The sequence below is a fragment of the Flavobacterium cupriresistens genome (assembly GCF_020911925.1).
GTDB classification, from domain to species: Bacteria; Bacteroidota; Bacteroidia; order Flavobacteriales; family Flavobacteriaceae; genus Flavobacterium; species Flavobacterium cupriresistens.
The window spans coordinates 3306326-3325931 of record NZ_CP087134.1; the positions used below are offsets into that span (position 1 = coordinate 3306326).

At 35.2% G+C, this 19606-nt stretch carries 14 protein-coding genes; 10 read left to right on the forward strand and 4 right to left on the reverse strand.

Features of this window, described 5'->3' with window-relative positions; genetic code table 11:
• Positions 1-3: 3 nt before the first annotated feature.
• The 3 genes from LNP23_RS14140 to LNP23_RS14150 form a co-directional block, all read right to left on the reverse strand.
• Positions 4-4320 (reverse strand): CusA/CzcA family heavy metal efflux RND transporter, encoded by a 4317-nt coding sequence (locus LNP23_RS14140; RefSeq protein ID WP_230001692.1) that lies wholly within the window; start codon positions 4318-4320, stop codon positions 4-6.
• Positions 4321-4414: 94 nt separating this feature from the next.
• Positions 4415-4741, reverse strand: a complete 327-nt coding sequence (locus tag LNP23_RS14145; protein WP_053004236.1) for a DUF6660 family protein — start codon at positions 4739-4741, stop codon at positions 4415-4417.
• 514 nt (positions 4742-5255) lie between these two features.
• Entirely contained in the window at positions 5256-6353 is a 1098-nt protein-coding gene (locus tag LNP23_RS14150; protein ID WP_230001693.1) for a DNA alkylation repair protein, read from the reverse strand.
• A 403-nt stretch (positions 6354-6756) separates the two neighbouring features.
• Here LNP23_RS14150 and nadC point away from each other — a divergent pair, with 403 nt between their 5' ends.
• The 5 genes from nadC to priA all read left to right on the forward strand — a co-directional run bounded on the left by nadC (position 6757) and on the right by priA (position 12433).
• Positions 6757-7614 (forward strand): carboxylating nicotinate-nucleotide diphosphorylase, encoded by an 858-nt coding sequence (nadC, locus tag LNP23_RS14155; RefSeq protein ID WP_047775832.1) that lies wholly within the window; start codon positions 6757-6759, stop codon positions 7612-7614.
• Positions 7615-7718: 104 nt separating this feature from the next.
• The gene (locus tag LNP23_RS14160) at positions 7719-8639 is read left to right on the forward strand and encodes a YihY/virulence factor BrkB family protein (protein ID WP_047775830.1); all 921 of its coding nucleotides are present in this window, start codon (positions 7719-7721) and stop codon (positions 8637-8639) included.
• Between the two features lie 3 nt (positions 8640-8642).
• Complete coding sequence (locus LNP23_RS14165; RefSeq protein ID WP_047775828.1) at positions 8643-9074, forward strand: DUF2147 domain-containing protein; 432 nt, start codon at positions 8643-8645, stop codon at positions 9072-9074.
• A gap of 25 nt (positions 9075-9099) precedes the next feature.
• Positions 9100-9855, forward strand: coding sequence for a subclass B1 metallo-beta-lactamase (gene bla-B1-FLAV / locus LNP23_RS14170; RefSeq protein ID WP_230001694.1), 756 nt, complete (start codon positions 9100-9102; stop codon positions 9853-9855).
• 127 nt (positions 9856-9982) lie between these two features.
• Positions 9983-12433, forward strand: a complete 2451-nt coding sequence (gene priA, locus LNP23_RS14175; protein WP_230001695.1) for a replication restart helicase PriA — start codon at positions 9983-9985, stop codon at positions 12431-12433.
• A gap of 2 nt (positions 12434-12435) precedes the next feature.
• Here priA and LNP23_RS14180 read toward each other — a convergent pair whose 3' ends face one another.
• Positions 12436-13134 (reverse strand): LytR/AlgR family response regulator transcription factor, encoded by a 699-nt coding sequence (locus LNP23_RS14180; RefSeq protein WP_026729423.1) that lies wholly within the window; start codon positions 13132-13134, stop codon positions 12436-12438.
• A 177-nt stretch (positions 13135-13311) separates the two neighbouring features.
• Between LNP23_RS14180 and rpsF the strand changes: the two genes are divergently transcribed.
• The 5 genes from rpsF to LNP23_RS14205 all read left to right on the forward strand — a co-directional run bounded on the left by rpsF (position 13312) and on the right by LNP23_RS14205 (position 18343).
• On the forward strand, positions 13312-13653 hold the full coding sequence (gene rpsF, locus LNP23_RS14185) for a 30S ribosomal protein S6 (RefSeq protein WP_047775818.1): 342 nt from the start codon (positions 13312-13314) through the stop codon (positions 13651-13653).
• A 5-nt stretch (positions 13654-13658) separates the two neighbouring features.
• Positions 13659-13955 carry a 30S ribosomal protein S18 gene (gene rpsR / locus LNP23_RS14190; RefSeq protein ID WP_002987043.1) on the forward strand — a complete coding sequence of 99 codons (297 nt, stop codon included), beginning with the start codon at positions 13659-13661 and terminating at the stop codon, positions 13953-13955.
• A 67-nt stretch (positions 13956-14022) separates the two neighbouring features.
• The gene (gene rplI, locus LNP23_RS14195; RefSeq protein WP_047775815.1) at positions 14023-14463 is read left to right on the forward strand and encodes a 50S ribosomal protein L9; all 441 of its coding nucleotides are present in this window, start codon (positions 14023-14025) and stop codon (positions 14461-14463) included.
• Between the two features lie 99 nt (positions 14464-14562).
• Positions 14563-17760 carry a TonB-dependent receptor gene (locus LNP23_RS14200; protein ID WP_230001696.1) on the forward strand — a complete coding sequence of 1066 codons (3198 nt, stop codon included), beginning with the start codon at positions 14563-14565 and terminating at the stop codon, positions 17758-17760.
• 109 nt (positions 17761-17869) lie between these two features.
• Complete coding sequence (locus LNP23_RS14205; RefSeq protein WP_230001697.1) at positions 17870-18343, forward strand: DUF6495 family protein; 474 nt, start codon at positions 17870-17872, stop codon at positions 18341-18343.
• Positions 18344-19606: the final 1263 nt, after the last annotated feature.

Below are 19606 nucleotides of genomic sequence, written 5' to 3' on the forward strand. Positions count from 1 at the left end.
ATATTAGTTATTAGAAATAGAAGGGAATTGTAAACGAATGGCACTTTGATTGTACATATTCAAAGTCTCGGCATATTGTTTTTTTATGTCAATGGCCTGATTTAAAAAACTGATATAAGTCCAATAGCTCATATCGCCATTTGAATAGCTTTTCTGGGCTGTTGTAATAATCTGCTCGGCATATTGCAGGCCTTCTTTTTGATAATAAGACAGCCCTTTTTGTTGTTTTTCAAAATCGTTATTCAATTCTTGTATTTGTAATTCCAAAGAGAATTTATTTTTCTCTAACTCCAATTCTGATTGTGTAATGTTTATCGCTGCGGCTTTGGCTCTAGCGGTATTAACGCCACCAAACAGCGGAATTTGTAAACCCGCCGTAAATCCCTGAAACAAAGATTTAGTATCAATGGTTTGTGCAAAGTACCCTAAACCCAGTTTTGGTGTTCGTAGTGCTTTATAGGTATTCGCTTCTTTCTGATACACCGAAATTTGTTGCTGATAGTACTCTGTCATTAGGTTTTCTACTTTAGACTTGTTGGAATCTGCAAGTGTTGTAAACTGTAAAGAGGTCGTGGTATCAGGCACAATATCTTCTTTAGTTTGAACAAAAAACTGCAACTGTTTTTGATAAATAGTCAAATCGTAGGCTAGCTGCTCTTTTTGAGTTTCAATTTCTTTGACTTTAGCCTTGGCACTAATTACTTCGATATTTCCGCTTTCGCCGGTCTTAAAACGCAGCTCTGCATTTTTTAGAAATAAAGCATAAATATTGAACAATTCGGTATTTAATTTTTGAATAGAAACGCCGTATAAATATTGATAGTAAGCTAATGTTACTGCCTTTTCAATTTCATAGGCAGACATGGCTTTTCGTTTTTCAGCCAATTTCACCAATTCTTCCTGCAATTGTCGGTTCGCTTTGGTGATTTTTCCGATTGGGAAATACTGCTGCACAGAAACATTGCTATCATAATCGACACTGTTAAACTGTCCGCCTTGGTACTGTATCTGCAAAGCATCGGGTTGAAAAGCAGTCTTTTTAAGGATCGTTTGTTTTTCTACTTCTTTATCGGCAATTTTTAAATTGATGTTATTAGATTTTGCTATTTCGATTGCTTTTTCCAATGTAACGGTCTGTTGGTTTTGAGCAAAAGAAAAACTGCTGATCAGTAGTAAAAAAACAGTTGCTATTGATTTTGTCATTTTTGCTTTTAGATTAATTTTTTTTTCAGACAATAAATAGAGTATAGGTAAAACAATTAACGTTAGTAAGGTTGCGGAGAATAAACCACCAATTACAACCGTCGCTAATGGTTTTTGAACTTCGGCACCACCGCTCGTAGATAATGCCATTGGCAAAAATCCTAAAGAAGCTACTGCTGCTGTCATTAAAACGGGACGTAATCTTGTTTTTGTTCCAATTAATACACGTTGCAGCGGATCAGTGATTCCTTCTGTTTTTAATTGATTGAAATAAGAAATCAAAACAATTCCGTTAAGAACTGCGATTCCAAACAGCGCGATAAAACCAATTCCTGCTGAAATACTAAAAGGCATACCACGCATCCATAAGGCAAATACACCACCGATGGCCGAAAGCGGAATCGCGGTAAAAATCAAAGCCGCTTGTTTGGTGCTTTTAAAAGTAAAATAAAGTAGCACTAAAATTAAGCTCAGTGCAATTGGTAAAGCAATAGAAAGACGTTTGTTGGCTTCGATAAGATTTTCAAATTGCCCTCCGTAAGTCACATAATATCCGGCAGGCAGTTTGAAGTTTTTATCCAGTTTTTGTTGAATTTCTTCTACAACACTTTTCACATCACGTCCACGAACATTCAGTCCAATGGTAATTCTGCGTTTACCGTCTTCGCGAATTACTTGTACAGGACCTTGTTCGTATTCTACAGTCGCCACTTGCGAAAGCGGTACCTGCTGTCCGTTTGGTAACGGAATAAACAGATTGCTCACATCAGCGATGTCGTTTCGATTGTCTTTGTTCATTCGAACTACAATATCAAATCGTCTGTTTTCTTCATAAATTTTACCGGCTGCTTCCCCTGCAAAAGAAGAGCGAAGTATCTTGTTTAAGTCTTCAATATTTAAACCATACAAGGCAATTTTATCGTAATCGTATTTAATGGTAATCTGAGGTAACCCACTTACTTTGTCGGCTTTTAGATCGCCGATACCTTCGATTTTATTGATTTTCTTAATTAGTTCATTGGCTTTTCTTTCCAGAACATCGAGGTTGTCACCAAATATTTTGATGGCAATATCGCTTCGGCTACCGGTCATTAATTCGTTGAAACGCATTTGTATCGGCTGTGAAACTTCGATGTTGGCTCCGGGGATTTTTTCCATTTCAGCTTTCATCAATTGAGCTAAATCTTGCCAGTTGTCGGCACTTGTCCATTCCTTTTTTTCCTTCAAAACAATAATCAAATCACCACTTTCTATTGGCATAGGGTCGGTTGGAATTTCACCACTACCGATCTTTGTAACGATGGTTTTAATCTCCGGAAATTTTGCCTTCAACATTTTTTCATATTCCGTTGTTGTTTTGATCATTTGTGATAAAGAACTTCCGGTCATAATTGTAGCATTAATGGCTAAATCGCCCTCTTCGATAGTAGGGATAAATTCTCCTCCCATGTTTTGAAAGATGATCAGAGAAAGAGCAAATAAGGCCACAGCAATACCTAAAACCGCTTTTTTAAAACGTAATGCTTTTTCTAAAAGCGGCGTATATAATTTTTCGAACCAAGCCATCATTCGGTCGCTGAAATTCGGTTTATGTTCTGTGCTTTTAGACAGGAATAAAGCACTCATCATAGGGACATAAGTCAGGGATAGAATAAAAGCTCCTATAACTGCAAAACCTACGGTCATAGCCATTGGTTTGAACATTTTTCCTTCAGTTCCGATCAAAGCTAAAATAGGCAGGTACACAATTAAGATAATAATCTCCCCAAAAGCAGCACTGTTTCTGATTTTTGAAGCCGAAGCATAAACTTCTTCATTCATTTCAGATTGTGTTAGCTCTCTTTTTTTCTTGAGTTTTTGCAAGTGGTGCATGGTGGCTTCGACAATAATTACGGCACCATCGACTATAATCCCAAAGTCGATTGCCCCAAGACTCATAAGGTTTCCGCTGACGCCAAATGCATTCATCAGAATTACAGCAAAAAGCATGGCCAAAGGAATCACAGAAGCGACGATTAATCCCGCACGAAGATTTCCTAAGAATAAGATCAATACAAAAATGACGATTAAAGCTCCTTCAAGTAGATTTTTAGTAACCGTTCCAATAGCATTATCAACCAATTTACTTCTGTCAATAAAAGCTTCGGCAACAACACCTTCAGGCAACATTTTGTTGATCTGAATCATTTTTTCTTTGACACGTTCCACAACAGCTTTCGAATTTTCTCCTTTAAGCATAAGGGTTAGTCCACCCACAATTTCACCTTTTCCGTCTTTGGTAGTGGCACCAAAACGAATCGCATTTCCGAGTTGCACGGTTGCGATATCGCGAATTAGAATAGGAGTTGCATTTCGGTTTTTAACCACAATATTTCCAATATCTTTAATTCCTGACGCCATTCCGACTCCACGAATGAAATAAGCAAATTCATCTTTTTCAATATAAGCACCACCTGTATTCTGATTGTTTTTTTCGAGCGCGTCAAAAATTTCTGTAATGGTAACGCCGGCACTATTCAATCGGTTGGGATCAACGGAAATTTCGTATTGTTTTACGCTTCCTCCCCAGGTGCTTACTTCGGCAACGCCTTTTACGCCTTGTAGTTGAGGTACAATAATCCAGTCCTGAATGGTTCTTAAGCTGGTTGCATTGTACTTGTCCTCATAGCCTTTTTTGGCATACACGTCATATTGGTAAATTTCACCAAGACCCGTTGAAACAGGAGCTAATTCGGGTGTTCCGGCATATTTAGGAATGATTTCCTCGGCTTGTTTAAGCCTTTGAAAAACTTGTTCACGTGCCCAATACGTATCGGCACCTTCTTCAAATACAACCGTAACAACTGATAGTCCAAAACGGGAAATACTTCGCAGTTCGATTACTTTTGGTATCGTTTTTACCGACTGTTCAAGTGGGTAGGTGATCAATTGTTCTACTTCTTGGCTTGCCAATGTTGGCGCTGTAGTGATAATCTGCACCTGATTGTTGGTAATATCAGGGAGAGCATCCAACGGTAGGTTTTTAAGGGAATAACTTCCCCAGGCTATAAGAATCAGGGTAATTAGAAGTATAATGAATTTATTCTTTATACTAAATTGTATAATGTTATCTAGCATTTTTTTGGATATAATGAATGAGAAATCAGACGAAATCGGCCTGTTTTTTTGTGGTAAGTCCACAACACATCTACCCGAAATTACTCGGGCTACATTATACTATCTGAGGCGGTTGCCAGATACTTCCGTAAAAATTAGAAGTAAGAATGGAATGGTAAGAGGATAAAGGTTTTTTAATAAGTAGTGTAGGCTTATTAAAAGAGAATGAAATAACAGGAGTTGTGCTTAGTATTTGCACAGCGCAACAATTACAGCTGCAAAATGGCGGACAAAGATCCGATCCTTTTTCGTGAGACTGATCATCAATTTGGCTTACTTTTTCTGTTGCAGGTGTAGTTGCATCAGTAGCTAGCGTATCTGCACAAGGCAAAGACGATAGCACGATTAAGTAAACTGATAATATGATATTAATCCATTTCACGGGGTAAAAATAAGGATAAAATTTTGATGGTTTATGAAAAAAATATATTTTTTGGCAGAAAAATAACATTTTTGTAGAATCTGTTTTTAACCGCAAAGTGCGCAAGGATTTACGCAAAGGACGCAAGGGCTTATGCAAGGGACGCAAAGACCTTTTACCTATGTGTCAGGCTGACCGAAGTCGAAGTCCCCTTTTGTTCAACGAGCCTTCGACTTCGCTCAGGGTGACAATTGTATGAAATAGTAAATGATTGTTGTTTTGTAAAAGTTGTTTAACCGCAAAGCACGCAAGGGCTTACGCAAGGACCGCAAAGACCTTTTTACCCTTGTGTCAGGCTGAGCGAAGTCGAAGCCCCCCTTTGTTCAACGAGCCTTCGACTTCGCTCAGGGTGACAATTGTATGAAATAGTAAATTGATTGTTGTTTTGTAAAAGTTGTTTAACCGCAAAACACGCAAGGGCCGCAAAGACCTTTTTACCCATCTGTCAGGCTGAGCGAAGCCGAAGCCCCCCTTTTTAAACCAATTCAAAAGACAATGTCTCGCTTTCCGTCCCATTAATAATAATCGATAGCTCATGAACTCCGATATGAAAAACACGAGTGGTGATTATTTTAAAAGATTGATTTCTCTCTACTTTAATTAATTCTTCCGGTGGATAGATTTTCTCGCTTATTTTAAAGACTTTTTTGGCTAAATGACCTTTTGCTTTTTTATAGTGAACGGCATATTCTAATCGAACCGTTTTTGGGGCTTTATTATTGTTTTTTAAATGAAATTGAAACTGTAAGTAGTCTCCGATTTTTACAACAGGAGTTTTGATTTCAAAACCGGTAAGTTCAATATTAGTGCTTTCTAAGCTGTAATGACTCAATATTTCAGGATGGCCTTGTTTGAGCAAAGTTCTGCAACCGTGTTTGATAATTCCGTCGGTTTCTTTGCTGATTCCTTTCCATTTGTTGGCAATTTCAAGGACGATCTGCGGATTGTCTTTGACAATGTCATTCAGGTTATTGGCTACACTTCTGCGTACATATTCGGAGGAGTCGTTTTTAAGATTTTCTAAAATAGGCAGTATAGAAACAGGGTCTTTTTTCAAGAACGGAATTGCCATTGCCCAAGGTAATCTCGAACGACTTCCTTCGCTGGCCAATCGTCTGACATGATGATTTTCATGCAAAGACCATTTCACCATTTCAGCAATCATTTTTTCTTTGTATTTTAAAATAAAAGGACGAACGGCAAATTCACAACTAATGAATTGAGTGATGGAAACAAAGGCTTTCGTCGAAGTTTCAAAATCCTCCAAACCGTAAACTTCAATATAATCGGCAAAAAAGATAAAGGCCAGATTGCCGTCTGTAAATTTGTTTTTCTTTAAGTTTTCAATGATTTTATCAATTAAAGCAACCGCTTCCGCTAAATTTTCAGGCATAAACTGATGAAAAACAATGGTGGTATGTTTCATGCGTTCTTTCCATTCTTTTTGGGCAAAATCACCTTCGTAAATGGTGGCTATGAATTTTTGTTTGTCAAATGCCGGATGTACTTCGGCTACAGCCTGACTGAATTTTTCATAGAAAGCAACCGAATAAATGTCTTTAATTAATCCCATAATTTTGTTTGAATGAATTTCAAAGATATTTAATGTTGAGCGATTTTTTATCGATTTTCGTATTAAGTTTAGTCCGGTATTCAAGGTTTGGAAACCTGGTAAAAAGCCTTGGGAGTGATTATTGTAATCATAACTAAGATGCATTCGGTGAGGCATTCTAAAGCAGAAAAGTAGCAGGAGATCTTTATGAGGCCTTAATTTTTTCTATTGGTTTTATGAAGATTGTTTTCTAAGAAATGCTTTTTTGGACTATTGAAAATTGATTTTCAGAGGTATTGCAAGTTTTTACTATTTTTCTTTCAGGAATTTGCGTGAATTTTGTTGTTTTAAAATTTTTAGCGTTTGTTTCACTTTCAAATCCCCGAAATATGTCCTACTTTAGCATCTTATAAAATTTTAAAAAATGATTAGCGACGTACAATTTCAAACCGAATTACAACTACTTATTAGTAACGCTATTAGAGAAGATGTAGGTACAGGCGACTATAGTTCGTTGGCTTGTATTCCTGAAGCCGCACATGGCCAGGCTAAGCTTTTGGTGAAAGATCAAGGGATTATTGCCGGTGTTGCATTGGCTAAAATGATTTTTGAATATGTAGATCCGGCATTAAAAATTAAAACTTTTATAGAAGATGGTACACATGTAGAATACGGAGATATTGTTTTTGAAGTTTCCGGAAGCTCTCAGTCCATTTTAAAATCAGAAAGAGTCGTTTTAAACACCATGCAGCGTATGTCTGCAATTGCTACAAAAACGGGGCAATATGTGGCACTTTTAGAAGGAACAGGGGCTAAGATATTAGATACTCGTAAAACAACTCCAAATTTCAGAGTAGCCGAAAAATGGGCCGTAAAAATCGGAGGAGGTAAAAACCACCGATTTGCACTCTACGACATGGTAATGCTGAAAGACAATCATATCGATTTTGCAGGTGGAATTACACTTGCCATAAAGAAAACCAAAGACTATCTGAAGGCTAATAATTTAGATTTAAAGATCATTGTTGAGGCTAGAAATTTAGATGAAATTCGTGAAATTTTGTTAAGCGAAGGCGTTTACAGAATTTTGATTGATAATTTTAATTATGAAGATACTAAAACCGCAGTGCAATTAATCGGTACCAAATGCCAGACAGAATCTTCAGGAAATATCAACGAAAAAACCATTCGTGAATATGCTTTATGTGGTGTAAATTTCATCTCATCGGGTGCACTAACACACTCTGTTTACAATATGGACCTGAGTCTAAAAGCTTTCTAGCAGCGATCTGAATTGTAAATTATCAATTAAAGACAGAAAACAGGACCTCAAATCTAAAATCTAAAATCTAACCTCTACAATCAAAAATCTAAAATGATAAAAGTATGTCTCAAGAGATAGAAGATCGGATTGAAAAAATTCCGGTATTGCGTTCTATAGTGCGGATTTTTAAGAGAATAAAATTGCCCTGGCTAGAGGGGTTTTCGTTATATGATTTATTGGAATTATATACTTTAGGGATTCTTGAAGGCGCATTTTCGTATCATGCCAGTGCTGTTTCTTTCAGTTTTTTTATGGCCTTGTTTCCTTTTGCGTTGTTCATTTTAAACTTAATCCCTTTTATTCCGATCGAAGGATTTCAGGCCGATTTTTTACAATTTGTGCACCAGGGGGTTCCTCCAAATACTTATGATGCTATCAGTAAGATTATTAGTGATATTTTAAATAATAGTCATTCGGGTTTATTGTCTTCGGGATTTTTGCTTTCTATTTTTTTAATGGCAAATGGAATTAACGGGATTCTTAGTGGTTTTGAATCCTCTAAACATGTTTTTGATAAACGTGGTTTTTTCAGACAATATCTGGTTGCATTAGCCATCTCGCTGATTATGACCATTATTTTGTTTGTAACGGTTGCAACGATTGTGGTCTTCGAGGTTTTTATCCAGAAAACAATTATTCAGGATGTGTTGAGTGATCGTATTCCGCTGATTATTTTAGGTCGTTATGTGTTTGTAATATTAATGATTCTGATAACATCTTCGGTATTATTGCGTTATGGTACTAAGCAATATAACAAAGTGCCATTTATTAGTATAGGGTCTGTTTTTACGACTGTCTTAATTGTTATATCTTCGTTCTTTTTTGGGATTTGGGTTATAAAATTCTCAAAATACAACGAACTTTATGGTTCTATTGGTACATTATTAATTCTAATGTTTTATATTTGGATAAACTGTATGATACTGCTATTGGGGTTTGAATTGAATGCCACTATCAGAAAATTAAAACAAAAAAACAAATAAATTATGAAAAATTGGATGTTAACGATTGGGGTGTTTTTTCTAACATTAGGTACAATTCAAAGCCAGACTGTTATTGGGAAATGGAAAACAATTGACGACGAAACAGGCGAGGCAAAATCAATTGTTGAGGTCTATGAGAAATCCGGAAAAGTATACGGTAAAATTGTAGAAATACTTCGTGCAGACCATAAGAAGGATGTATGTGTAAAGTGTGACGGTGCAGAAAAAAACAAGCCAATTTTAGGCATGATTATTATAAACGGTCTTAAAAAAGACGGTAGTGAATACAATGGCGGAACTATTTTAGATCCTACAACTGGTAAAAAATACAAATGTTATATCACTTTAGAATCTGTAGATAAACTAAAACTACGTGGTTATGTTGGACTTTCGATTATGGGAAGAACACAATATTGGTCACGAGTAAAAAACTAAAAAATCATTTTTTTAAATCGTAAAAATGCGAAAATTAGGATCGATACTATTTTTCTTAACCATGCTGTCAAGCAGTTTTGGACAAACTAAGAATTCGTTATTACCCATAAGTCATCTCACAGGTGACTTTTATGTTTATAAAACTTTTCATGATTATAAAGGAACGCTGATTTCTGCAAACGCCATGTATCTTGTAACAGACGAAGGAGTTGTATTGTTTGATGCTCCTTGGGACAAAACGCAATTTCAGCCCTTGCTGGATAGTATAAAAGCAAGACATAACAAAAAAGTGATTATGTCTTTTGCGACACATTCTCACGATGACAGAGCCGGAGGGATAGAGTTCTACAGACAAAAAGGAATTAAAACCTATACCGGAAAAGCGACTGATGCTATTTTAAAGAAAGAGAACAAACCAAGAGCGGAATTTGTACTGCCAACTGATACTACATTTACGGTTGGGAAATATAAATTTGAGGTATATTATCCCGGAAAAGGCCACGCACCGGACAATATTGTAGTTTGGTTTGCTAATGAAAAAGTGCTCTATGGTGGTTGTTTTGTGAAAAATGCTGCTGCGGAAGACTTAGGGTATTTGGGAGATTCTGACGTCAAAGAATGGGAAAAATCGATTAAGAAAGTACAAGCAAAATTTAAGAAACCGAAATATATTATTCCGGGGCATGAGGATTGGGCAGATATACGCTCTCTGGATCATACGCTGGAGTTGGTCAATAAATATAATGCTGAAAAAGCCTCAGGCAAATCAGATAAGAAATAGTTTGTAAATTCAGCTAAGACGAAACACTCTCTGTTTTTTGTTATGGCTGAATAGATACTTGTGTTTAGAATAAAAAAATGTATAGAATAATTGAATCTGTAATTGTTCTGAAATCATATGAAAATCGATGTATTTTATTGAAGTTATTTTACCGCTTTCCTTAGCTAAAACCTTTACATATAGGGTTTCTGAGGCAGAATTTCATTTTATTAAAAAAGGAATGAGGGTAGCGGTGCCTTTTGGTAAAAGCAAAGTTTATACGGCACTGGTTCTCGATGTCCATGAAAATGCCCCGACTTTGTATGAAGCCAAAGAAATCCACCAGATTTTAGATGAAAAACCTATTGCTACCGAAACGCAGATAAAACACTGGCTTTGGGTGGCAGATTATTATATGTGTGGTATTGGTGATGTGTACAGAGGTGCATTTCCGGGTGGACTACTGTTGGAAAGTGAAACAATTATTTCGCATAAAGCAGATGTTTCGGTTAATCAAAACGAACTTTCTGATGAGGAATTCCTGATCTATGAAGCTTTGCAGCAACAGAGTTCTTTGAAGGTTCAGGATATTATTTCGATTTTAAACAAAAAAAGTATTTTTCCGGTGCTTCAAAAAATGCTGGATAAAGACATCATCGTTTTAGAAGAAGAGATAAAAGAAGGGTACAAACCGAAGCTTGTTCGATATGTAAAATTACACAGTAAATATGAAACAGATGAAGGTTTAGGACAGCTACTGGAAGTGTTGAAGAGTGCAAATAAACAAAAAGAAGTAGTACTGGCTTATTTCCAGTTAACCGCATCAGAAAAGAAGCCGGTTACCGTAAAAAAAATGATTGAAGTTTCACAGTCTACATCGACGATGGTGAAAACGCTCATTGAAAAAGAAATTTTTGAAGAATATTTTCTGCAACAAGATCGTGTTACGTATCAGGGAAAAGCTTCGGAGAATCAATTGCAGTTGAGTGAAGTTCAAAACAAGGCATTTACTGAGATTAAAGAAATTTTTGCCGAGAAAGACGTTTGTCTGCTTCATGGTGTGACATCCAGCGGTAAAACAGAGATTTATATAAAATTGATTGAAGAGTATTTAGAACTCGGGAAACAGGTTTTGTATTTGTTGCCTGAAATTGCACTTACAACACAATTGGTTTCGCGGTTGAGATTTCATTTTGGCGATAAAATTGCTGTTTTTCATTCAAAGTACAGTAATAATGAAAGGGTAGAAGTCTGGAAGCAAACATTAGAAAATGCAGCTAAAGCACAGATTGTGATAGGAGCAAGGTCGGCTTTGTTTCTGCCGTTTGTCGATTTAGGTTTTCTAATTGTAGACGAAGAGCATGAGCAGACATTCAAACAAACAGACCCTGCGCCACGATATCATGCCAGAGATTCGGCTGTAGTGCTGGCTAATTTTCATAAAGCCAAAGTGTTGTTGGGGTCAGCAACTCCAAGTATAGAAACCTATTTTAATACACAAGCCCAAAAATACGGTTTGGTATCCCTTACGGAGCGTTACAATAATGTTCGAATGCCGGATATTGTTCTGGTTGACTTGAAAGACAAGCATTTCAGAAAAAGAATGACAGGGCATTTTAGTGATGTGCTGCTCGAAGAAATATCCGAAGCATTAATGTTGGGGGAACAGGTGATTTTATTTCAAAACAGACGTGGTTATTCGCCCGTAATAGAATGTCTTACTTGTGGGCATGTTCCGCATTGCCAGCAGTGTGATGTAAGTCTGACGTATCATAAACATAAAAACCAGTTGCGTTGTCATTATTGTGGTTATGCAATTGCTAAACCCACACATTGTCATAGTTGTTCGAGTATTGATTTGACTACAAAAGGTTTTGGTACCGAACAAATTGAACAAGAATTGGGGTCTCTTTTTCCGAAAGCTAAAACCGGAAGAATGGACCAGGATACCACCCGTGGTAAATTTGGTTTTGAAAAAATTATTGACTCTTTCAAGAATCGGGAAATTGATATTTTGGTAGGAACTCAAATGCTGGCCAAAGGTTTGGATTTTGACAATGTGAGTCTGGTTGGGATTATGAATGCAGATAATATGTTGCATCATCCGGATTTCAGAGCTTTCGAGCGCAGTTTTCAGATGATGACGCAGGTTGCCGGAAGAGCCGGAAGAGCCGAAAAACAAGGGAAAGTGGTGATTCAAACCTATAATCCAAATCACAATACCATTCAGCAGGTAACGACTAATAATTATATAGGTATGTATAAGGAACAATTATACGATCGTCAGATCTATAAATATCCGCCTTACTTTAGAATTATTAAGCTGACTTTGAAGCATCGCGATTTTGATAAATTAAAAGAAGGTTCAATGTGGTTGTATCAGGTATTGAGTCAAAACCTCAATATGCCTGTGCTTGGCCCTGAAGAACCTGCAATAAACAGAATAAGGAACGAATACATCAGAACGATCTTAATTAAAATTCCGCAAAATTTGCCTTTGGGAAGTACAAAAAAAACTATTCAGAAAATGCTGAATAGTTTTGAAGCGGTTGGACAATACCGACCTATTAAGGTGGTAATAAATGTCGATTTCTATTAAAATTAAGACGAAGTAGAAAGAGCTTTCACTAAGTCTTCTTTTTTGTTTCTGCTTAAAGGTATTTTTGTGATTCCTATTTCTGCAAATTTGCTGTTAAATCGTTCTACTTTATCGATATTGATGATATAAGACTTGTGTACACGAATAAACTTGTCTTTTGATAAATCATTCTCAAAAGATTTCATTGTAGAAAGAACCAAATTGCTGTCGTCTTCGGTTACTACTCTTACGTAGTCTCCAAAAGCTTCAATCCATTTGATTTTCGCAGTAAAAATTTTAAGTTTCTTAAGATTACTTTTGATGAAAATATGTTCACCTTCTTCTTCTTTTACTTCTTTTTTAAGCAGATGCATGTCAATGGCTCTTTTTACGGAAGCATTAAAACGGTCTACGGCAATAGGTTTTTGAAGATAATCGGTAGCGTCATAATCAAAAGCTTTCAAAGCATATTCAGCTTTAGAAGTAATGAATATAATCTGCGGCTTGGACTTTAGTCCGTCAAGGAAGTCAAAACCGTTAATAACAGGCATTTCAATATCAAGGAATATTAAATCTATATTATTTAAAGAGATACAACTTTTGGCTTCAATCGCATTCGAGAAGTCACCGATTAAATGCAAACCTGGGTGATTATTGACTAGTTTGGCGATAATGGTTCTTTGTATAGAACTATCATCTACAACAACACAGTTTAGTTTCATAACATTCAAATTTAGAATAAATTCAGGATAGCAGTAGTAAATATATTATTATTTTAGTAAAAAAACTAAATTTAGATTTTATTTTTTGCTTTACAACGAATAAACGTAAAAAAGTGTTGGATATATAAATAAAATGTCTACTTTTGCACCCAATTTTAACAAATAAATATTGTATTTATGAATCATTATGAAACTGTTTTCATTTTAAATCCCGTTTTATCTGAGGTTCAGGTGAAGGAAACAGTAACGAAATTTGAAGAATTTCTTACTAGTAGAGGAGCTGAAATGGTATCTAAAGAGGATTGGGGTCTTAAAAAAATGGCTTACGAAATCCAAAACAAAAAAAGTGGTTTTTATCACTTATTTGAGTACAAAGTAGCTGGAGAAGTCCTAATTGCTTTTGAAACTGAATTTAGACGTGATGAGAGAATTATGCGTTTCTTAACTGTAAGTTTAGATAAACATGCGATCTCTTGGGCTGAAAGAAGAAGAACTAAATTAAAATCTACTAAAGCTTAATTATTATGTCTACAATAGAGCAATCTGCAAAAGGAAAAAAAGACGGAGATATCAGATATTTAACGCCTTTAAACATTGAAACTAACAAAACTAAAAAGTACTGTCGTTTCAAAAAATCAGGAATCAAATACATCGATTATAAAGATGCTGATTTCTTATTGAAATTCGTTAACGAACAAGGAAAAATTCTTCCACGTCGTTTAACTGGAACTTCTTTAAAATACCAAAGAAAAGTGTCTGTAGCTGTGAAAAGAGCACGTCACTTAGCTTTAATGCCATACGTGGCCGATTTATTAAAATAATTTAAAAACTCAGTTGTTGGTTTCCCGTTAAAACGGAACCTAACTTCTAAAATATAAGGACAACAACATGGAACTTATTTTAAAACAAGACGTACAAAACTTAGGTTTTAAAGATGATGTAGTATCAGTAAAACCAGGTTACGGACGTAACTTTTTAATTCCTCAGGGATTTGGTATTTTAGCTACTCCTTCTGCAAAGAAAGTATTAGCTGAAAACCTAAAACAAAGAGCTCACAAAGAAGCTAAAGTTGTTGCTGATGCAAGAGCGTTAGCTGAAACTTTAAAAGCTCTAGAGATTAAACTTACTGCTAAAGCTGGTGGAGAGAAACTTTTTGGTTCTATCACAAACATCGATATTGCTGACGCATTAGCTAAATCTGGTAACGCTATTGATAGAAAATTCATCACTAGTGGTATCGTAAAACGTACAGGAAAATATGCAGCTAGCATCCGTTTACACAGAGATGTTATTGTTGAATTAGCGTACGAAATTATTGCAGAGAAATAACAGACCGTTAACTTTTTGTTAATAAAATATAAGAATCACTCCTCGGAGTGATTTTTTTTTGGTTAATTTTGAGATTATAACTCACACAAAACCAAGAAAATGAAAAAATTATTTGCACTATTGTTATGTGTTTTCAGCCTTACTGTTGGTTTAGGGCAGACTACAACATCGAGTATCAAGGGTATTGTAAAAAGTTCAACCAACGAACTGTTGCCCGGAGCTACGATCCTGGCGATTCATACTCCGACGGGTTCAAAGTACTCTTCTTTGTCTAATGAAGACGGAAGATTTAATATTTTGAACATGAGAATTGGCGGCCCCTATAAGATTATTGTCACTTTTGTTGGTTACCAAAATCAAGAGTACAATGATGTTTATCTTGATTTAGGGAAAGTTTTTAATTTAGATGTTCTTTTAGCCAGCGAAAGCCAAGCTTTGGAAGAAGTTAAAGTAGTGTCTAAAAATAAAGTTTTTCAAAGTGGAAGAACAGGCGCTGAAACCACAATTGGCAGAAGAGAGTTAACCGCCTTGCCTACCATTTCGAGATCAGCAGAAGACTTCACTCGATTGGAACCGACGGCCAGCGGAGGGTCCTTTGGAGGTAGAAACGACCAGTATAACAATTACTCTTTAAACGGAGCGATTTTTAATAATCCTTTTGGACTTGACGCCGCAACTCCGGGTGGGCAAACCAATGCTCAGCCTATTTCATTAGATGCTATCGATCAGATTCAGGTGGCGACTGCTCCTTACGATGTTACCTTATCCGGTTTTACAGGGGCTTCTGTAAATGCGGTTACCAAATCCGGAAGTAATGAGTATCATGGTACTGCTTATGTATTTTATAGAAATCAGGATTTAACGGGAAGTAAAATTAAAGGAGAAAAAATATTTGTACCCTCTTTAGAACAAACTCAGGCCGGGTTTAGTTTAGGTGCTCCGATTATTAAGGATAAATTATTCATTTTCGGGAATTTCGAAATTGATAAAAGAAACGATTTAGGCTCTAACTTTATCGCTAACAATAATGATGGGGTTACCGGAATCAATGAATCCAGAGTTTTAGAGTCTGATTTAATTGCGGTATCAAATGCGCTGATGAATTTAAAAGACGCCAATGGTAATAATTTTAATTACAATCCGGGTGCTTATCAGGGATTTATTCATGAATCAAATTCAACAAAAGGAATTATCAAGTTGGATTGGAATATTACGGATAATCATAAACTGGCGCTTATTTACAATTTTCTTGATGCTTCAAAAGATAAACCGGCACACCCAACTGCTTTAGGATTCAGAGGTCCAAATGCTTCTATTCTTCAATTTCAGAATGCAGGTTATCAGATCAACAATAAGCTGAGCTCTTTTTTATTGGAACTAAACTCAAAATTCAGTGAATCTGTTTCTAATAAACTTCAGGCAGGATATACTTATTTTAACGACTTTAGAGATCCGTTTTCATCTCCTGCTCCGGTTATTAATATTCAGGACGGATCGGGATCAAATTATATTATAGCAGGTCATGAACCTTTTTCGATCAACAATACACTTAAACAAAGAGTAATTCAGATTACTGATAACCTGACCTATATTAATGGAAGTCATGTGTTTACTTTTGGAACTTCTTTTGAGAAATTCAACTTCGAGAATTCTTTCAATTTAGCAGGTTATGATAATTTTGGAAATCCAAATGGGTATGCGGGGACTTTCTTTACGCCTTATTTTACTACGCAGGCTTTTTTGGATGATGCGGCTAAACCCTATGCGACAAGTATCATAGCTCAGAACATGCAATATGCAATAGATACGTATAATGCTAAAGGGAATTTTAAAGCCGGTGAAGACCATGGTTGGAAATTAGCAGAATTAAACGTTGGACAATGGGCTTTTTATGCACAGGATGATTGGAGTATCACAGATAATTTTAAATTGTCAATAGGATTAAGAGCTGATAAACCTTTGTATTTTAATACCGCAGATCTGATTCAAAAATATATAGATACGGATAATGGCGGAGCAGGAAGAGATTATAGTATTAAATATTATGATCCGTCAAACGGACAAGTGACACCGTTAATTTCTACCAATTTGCCTAGTGATAAAATTTTGTGGTCGCCAAGACTTGGTTTTAACTGGGATGTAAGTGGTAATGCAACATCACAGCTTCGTGGAGGAACGGGAATTTTTACAGGCCGAATTCCTTTTGTTTGGCTAGGGAACCAGGTAAGTGGTGCTGATGATAGCTTTTTGCAGATTATGGATCCGGATTATAAATGGCCGCAAGTTTGGAGAACCAGTGTAGGTTATGACCATAAATTTGAAGGAAATTATATTTTAACTCTTGATATGTCTTATAATAAAGATATTAATGGTGTTCACGTGCAAAACTGGGGTTTAAAAGATCCGACCGGAACTTTAGGTGGTGTTGACAGCAGACTAATTTATACAGCAGCTGATAAAGGAACAAACAATGCCTACGTAATGGGGAATTCCAATAAAGGATTTGCGTTTAATAGTTCGATTAAACTTCAGAAAACTTTTGAGAATGGATTTTATGCCAGTGTAGCGTACAATTATTTAGTGTCTAAAGATGTGAACTCTATTGAAGCAGAGATTACCGGAGATGCATTTGCTTTTAATCCTGCGTTAGGAAACGTAAACAAGGATGTGCTTTCTAATTCTAAATATGGAGATAACAACCGTTTTATTGGTGTAGCATCAAAAAAATGGAAATACGGGCGCGATAAATGGGCTACGACAGTTTCTACTTTCTTTGAATATGCCAGAGGGGGACGATTTAGCTATACTTATGGAGGAGATATTAATAACGACGGATCGGGTGTGAATGATTTGATTTATATCCCAACGACTGCTGAAATAGGACTAATGACATTTACGGGAGGAGCTGCACAAGGAGCTGCTTTTGATAAATTTATTGAGCAGGATGATTATTTAAGAGACAGGAGAGGAGAATATGCAGAACGTTACGGCGCAATTTCTCCGTGGAGAGGGAAATGGGATATGAAAATTTTACAAGATTTTAATTTCAAAGTCTCATCTGCCTCAGAAAAAAAGAATACCATTCAGTTTAGTATTGATATTTTAAATGTTGGAAATTTGCTTAATTCGGATTGGGGAGTTGTTCAGGTGCCTACAAGTGTTCAGCCTATCGGTGTTTCCGTTGTTGGAAATACACCAACTTATACCTTTACCAATACACAAACAAAAACATTTAGCTATGATGCCAGTCTGAACTCCAGATGGCAAATGCAATTTGGTGTTAGATATATTTTCTAATCGAATAAAGATATTGTAAATTTGCCCCCTCAATTGAGGGGGCTTTTTTTGTTTAAAAATTTAGACGTTTATAAAGCTATTTAGAGGGGTTTAATTTGAAAAAATAATAATGAAATACGCAAGATTAACAAAAGAGCAATTTGACGAGCTACACGCAGAATTTTCAAACTTTTTGGCCACGCAAGCTATTGATAAAGCAGAGTGGGATTCTATTAAAGAAAACAAACCTGAAGTTGCAGAACAGGAGTTGGATGTTTTTTCAGATTTAATCTGGGAAGGTGTTTTATCCAGAGCTGAATTCTTGGAGCATTTTTCCCGAAACCATATCTTTTTGTTTCAATGTTTCGAAACGCATGTGCAATCAATAGTTTTAAAAGCATTGGTTCCTGAAACTGATTTTCTGACCAAAGAGGGTTTACAATGGTTGAGTGACAATATGTTTACGGACAATATTGAAATGAAAGTTGGAAAAAAGGTGTTTACAGAAGACAGAAATGCTTCTATTTTTGAATTGATTCAGCAAGGTGCTTTTTTAAGTGACGGGCAATTATTTAAACAAATCAATACGATTATAGAATCATAACCATTTAGAAAGTATTGAAAGTATAGAGAAGGTAAACGATTGATGTTAAATTGTTTACCTTTTTTTAGTTTTTTAACTTTTGTTTAAACTTTTTTTCTTTTTTGACCCCGTATTTCTACGTGCTTTTTTGTGAAATATGCAATACAGCCTGTTTTTAGAGTTAAATTGTAAGTTTTACTTTTCAAATTTGCACTTTAGCTGTTATTTTGATCAATCGTCGGGTTTTATTTGTAATACTTTACTTTCTTTTTGTGTTTTAGTAAAACTATTTTTATTTTTTTTAACGTTAAACGAAGTTGCTTTTGGTATAAAAACTATTGATTTATATGCCATTTAGAGCATTTCCTTGTTCATTAGTATGAATTTATTATCGTATACTCAAAAAAACATACTTGTTTTATATTTTCCTTTTTTATAATTTTAAGTAGTGAAAGTTAAACAAAATGCTTTTTTGTACTTTTTCAAAAATACCTATTAAATAGTAAGTAATCTGATTACTTCATTAAAGAAGAGACAGGTTACAATTTTATGTTTTTTTTGCAGGATTTTAAATTTGAAGATTTTAGTAATAACTTAAATTAATCTGCTTATGGAATTGACATTTACTTTCTTTATCGAGTTTACATTTGGTGTTTTTATTATTTTAGCTTTACTCTTTATTTACAGAATTAAAATTAAGACGTCTTTGAATCTTGATTTTGATTGGATTGTAAACTTTTTCCAAAGATTTTCCCGTTACGTCAATTTTGTATTTTCAAACCCCAGTCAGCGGTTTGTTAATTAGCAGTTTTATGCTAATGATATTTCTTTAATTAAGAAATAGTATTTATTAAAATTAATGTATTCAATTTTTTAGAGTCAACTCTAAATAAAGAAGTTTATAGAAGGCCTAATCATCTTTCTATAGTGATTGAAACATACCAAATATTTTAAAGAATTCCCCAATTCTTCCAAGCTTATAATTTTCATCGCTGAAAATTAATACTACAACAAATCACTTCATAGGGAAGATTGATCCAGGTCAGTATTCCAAAAAATTTTGAGTCCGTTTTTTATTCACATTGAATAAGAAATGCTCGGCAGCATATTTAATTTAACCAAATTACAATATTATTTTTTTTAAGAAATAGATTTTAAGTCCTTATTTTTTAAGGCTTTAGGTTTTGTTTTAATCAATTGATTATTAGTGCTTTTTTGAATTGCCTAAGTATACGTACTTATCGCAAGAGGTATTTTATTGTCCATTTTCTAATCTTCCAAATT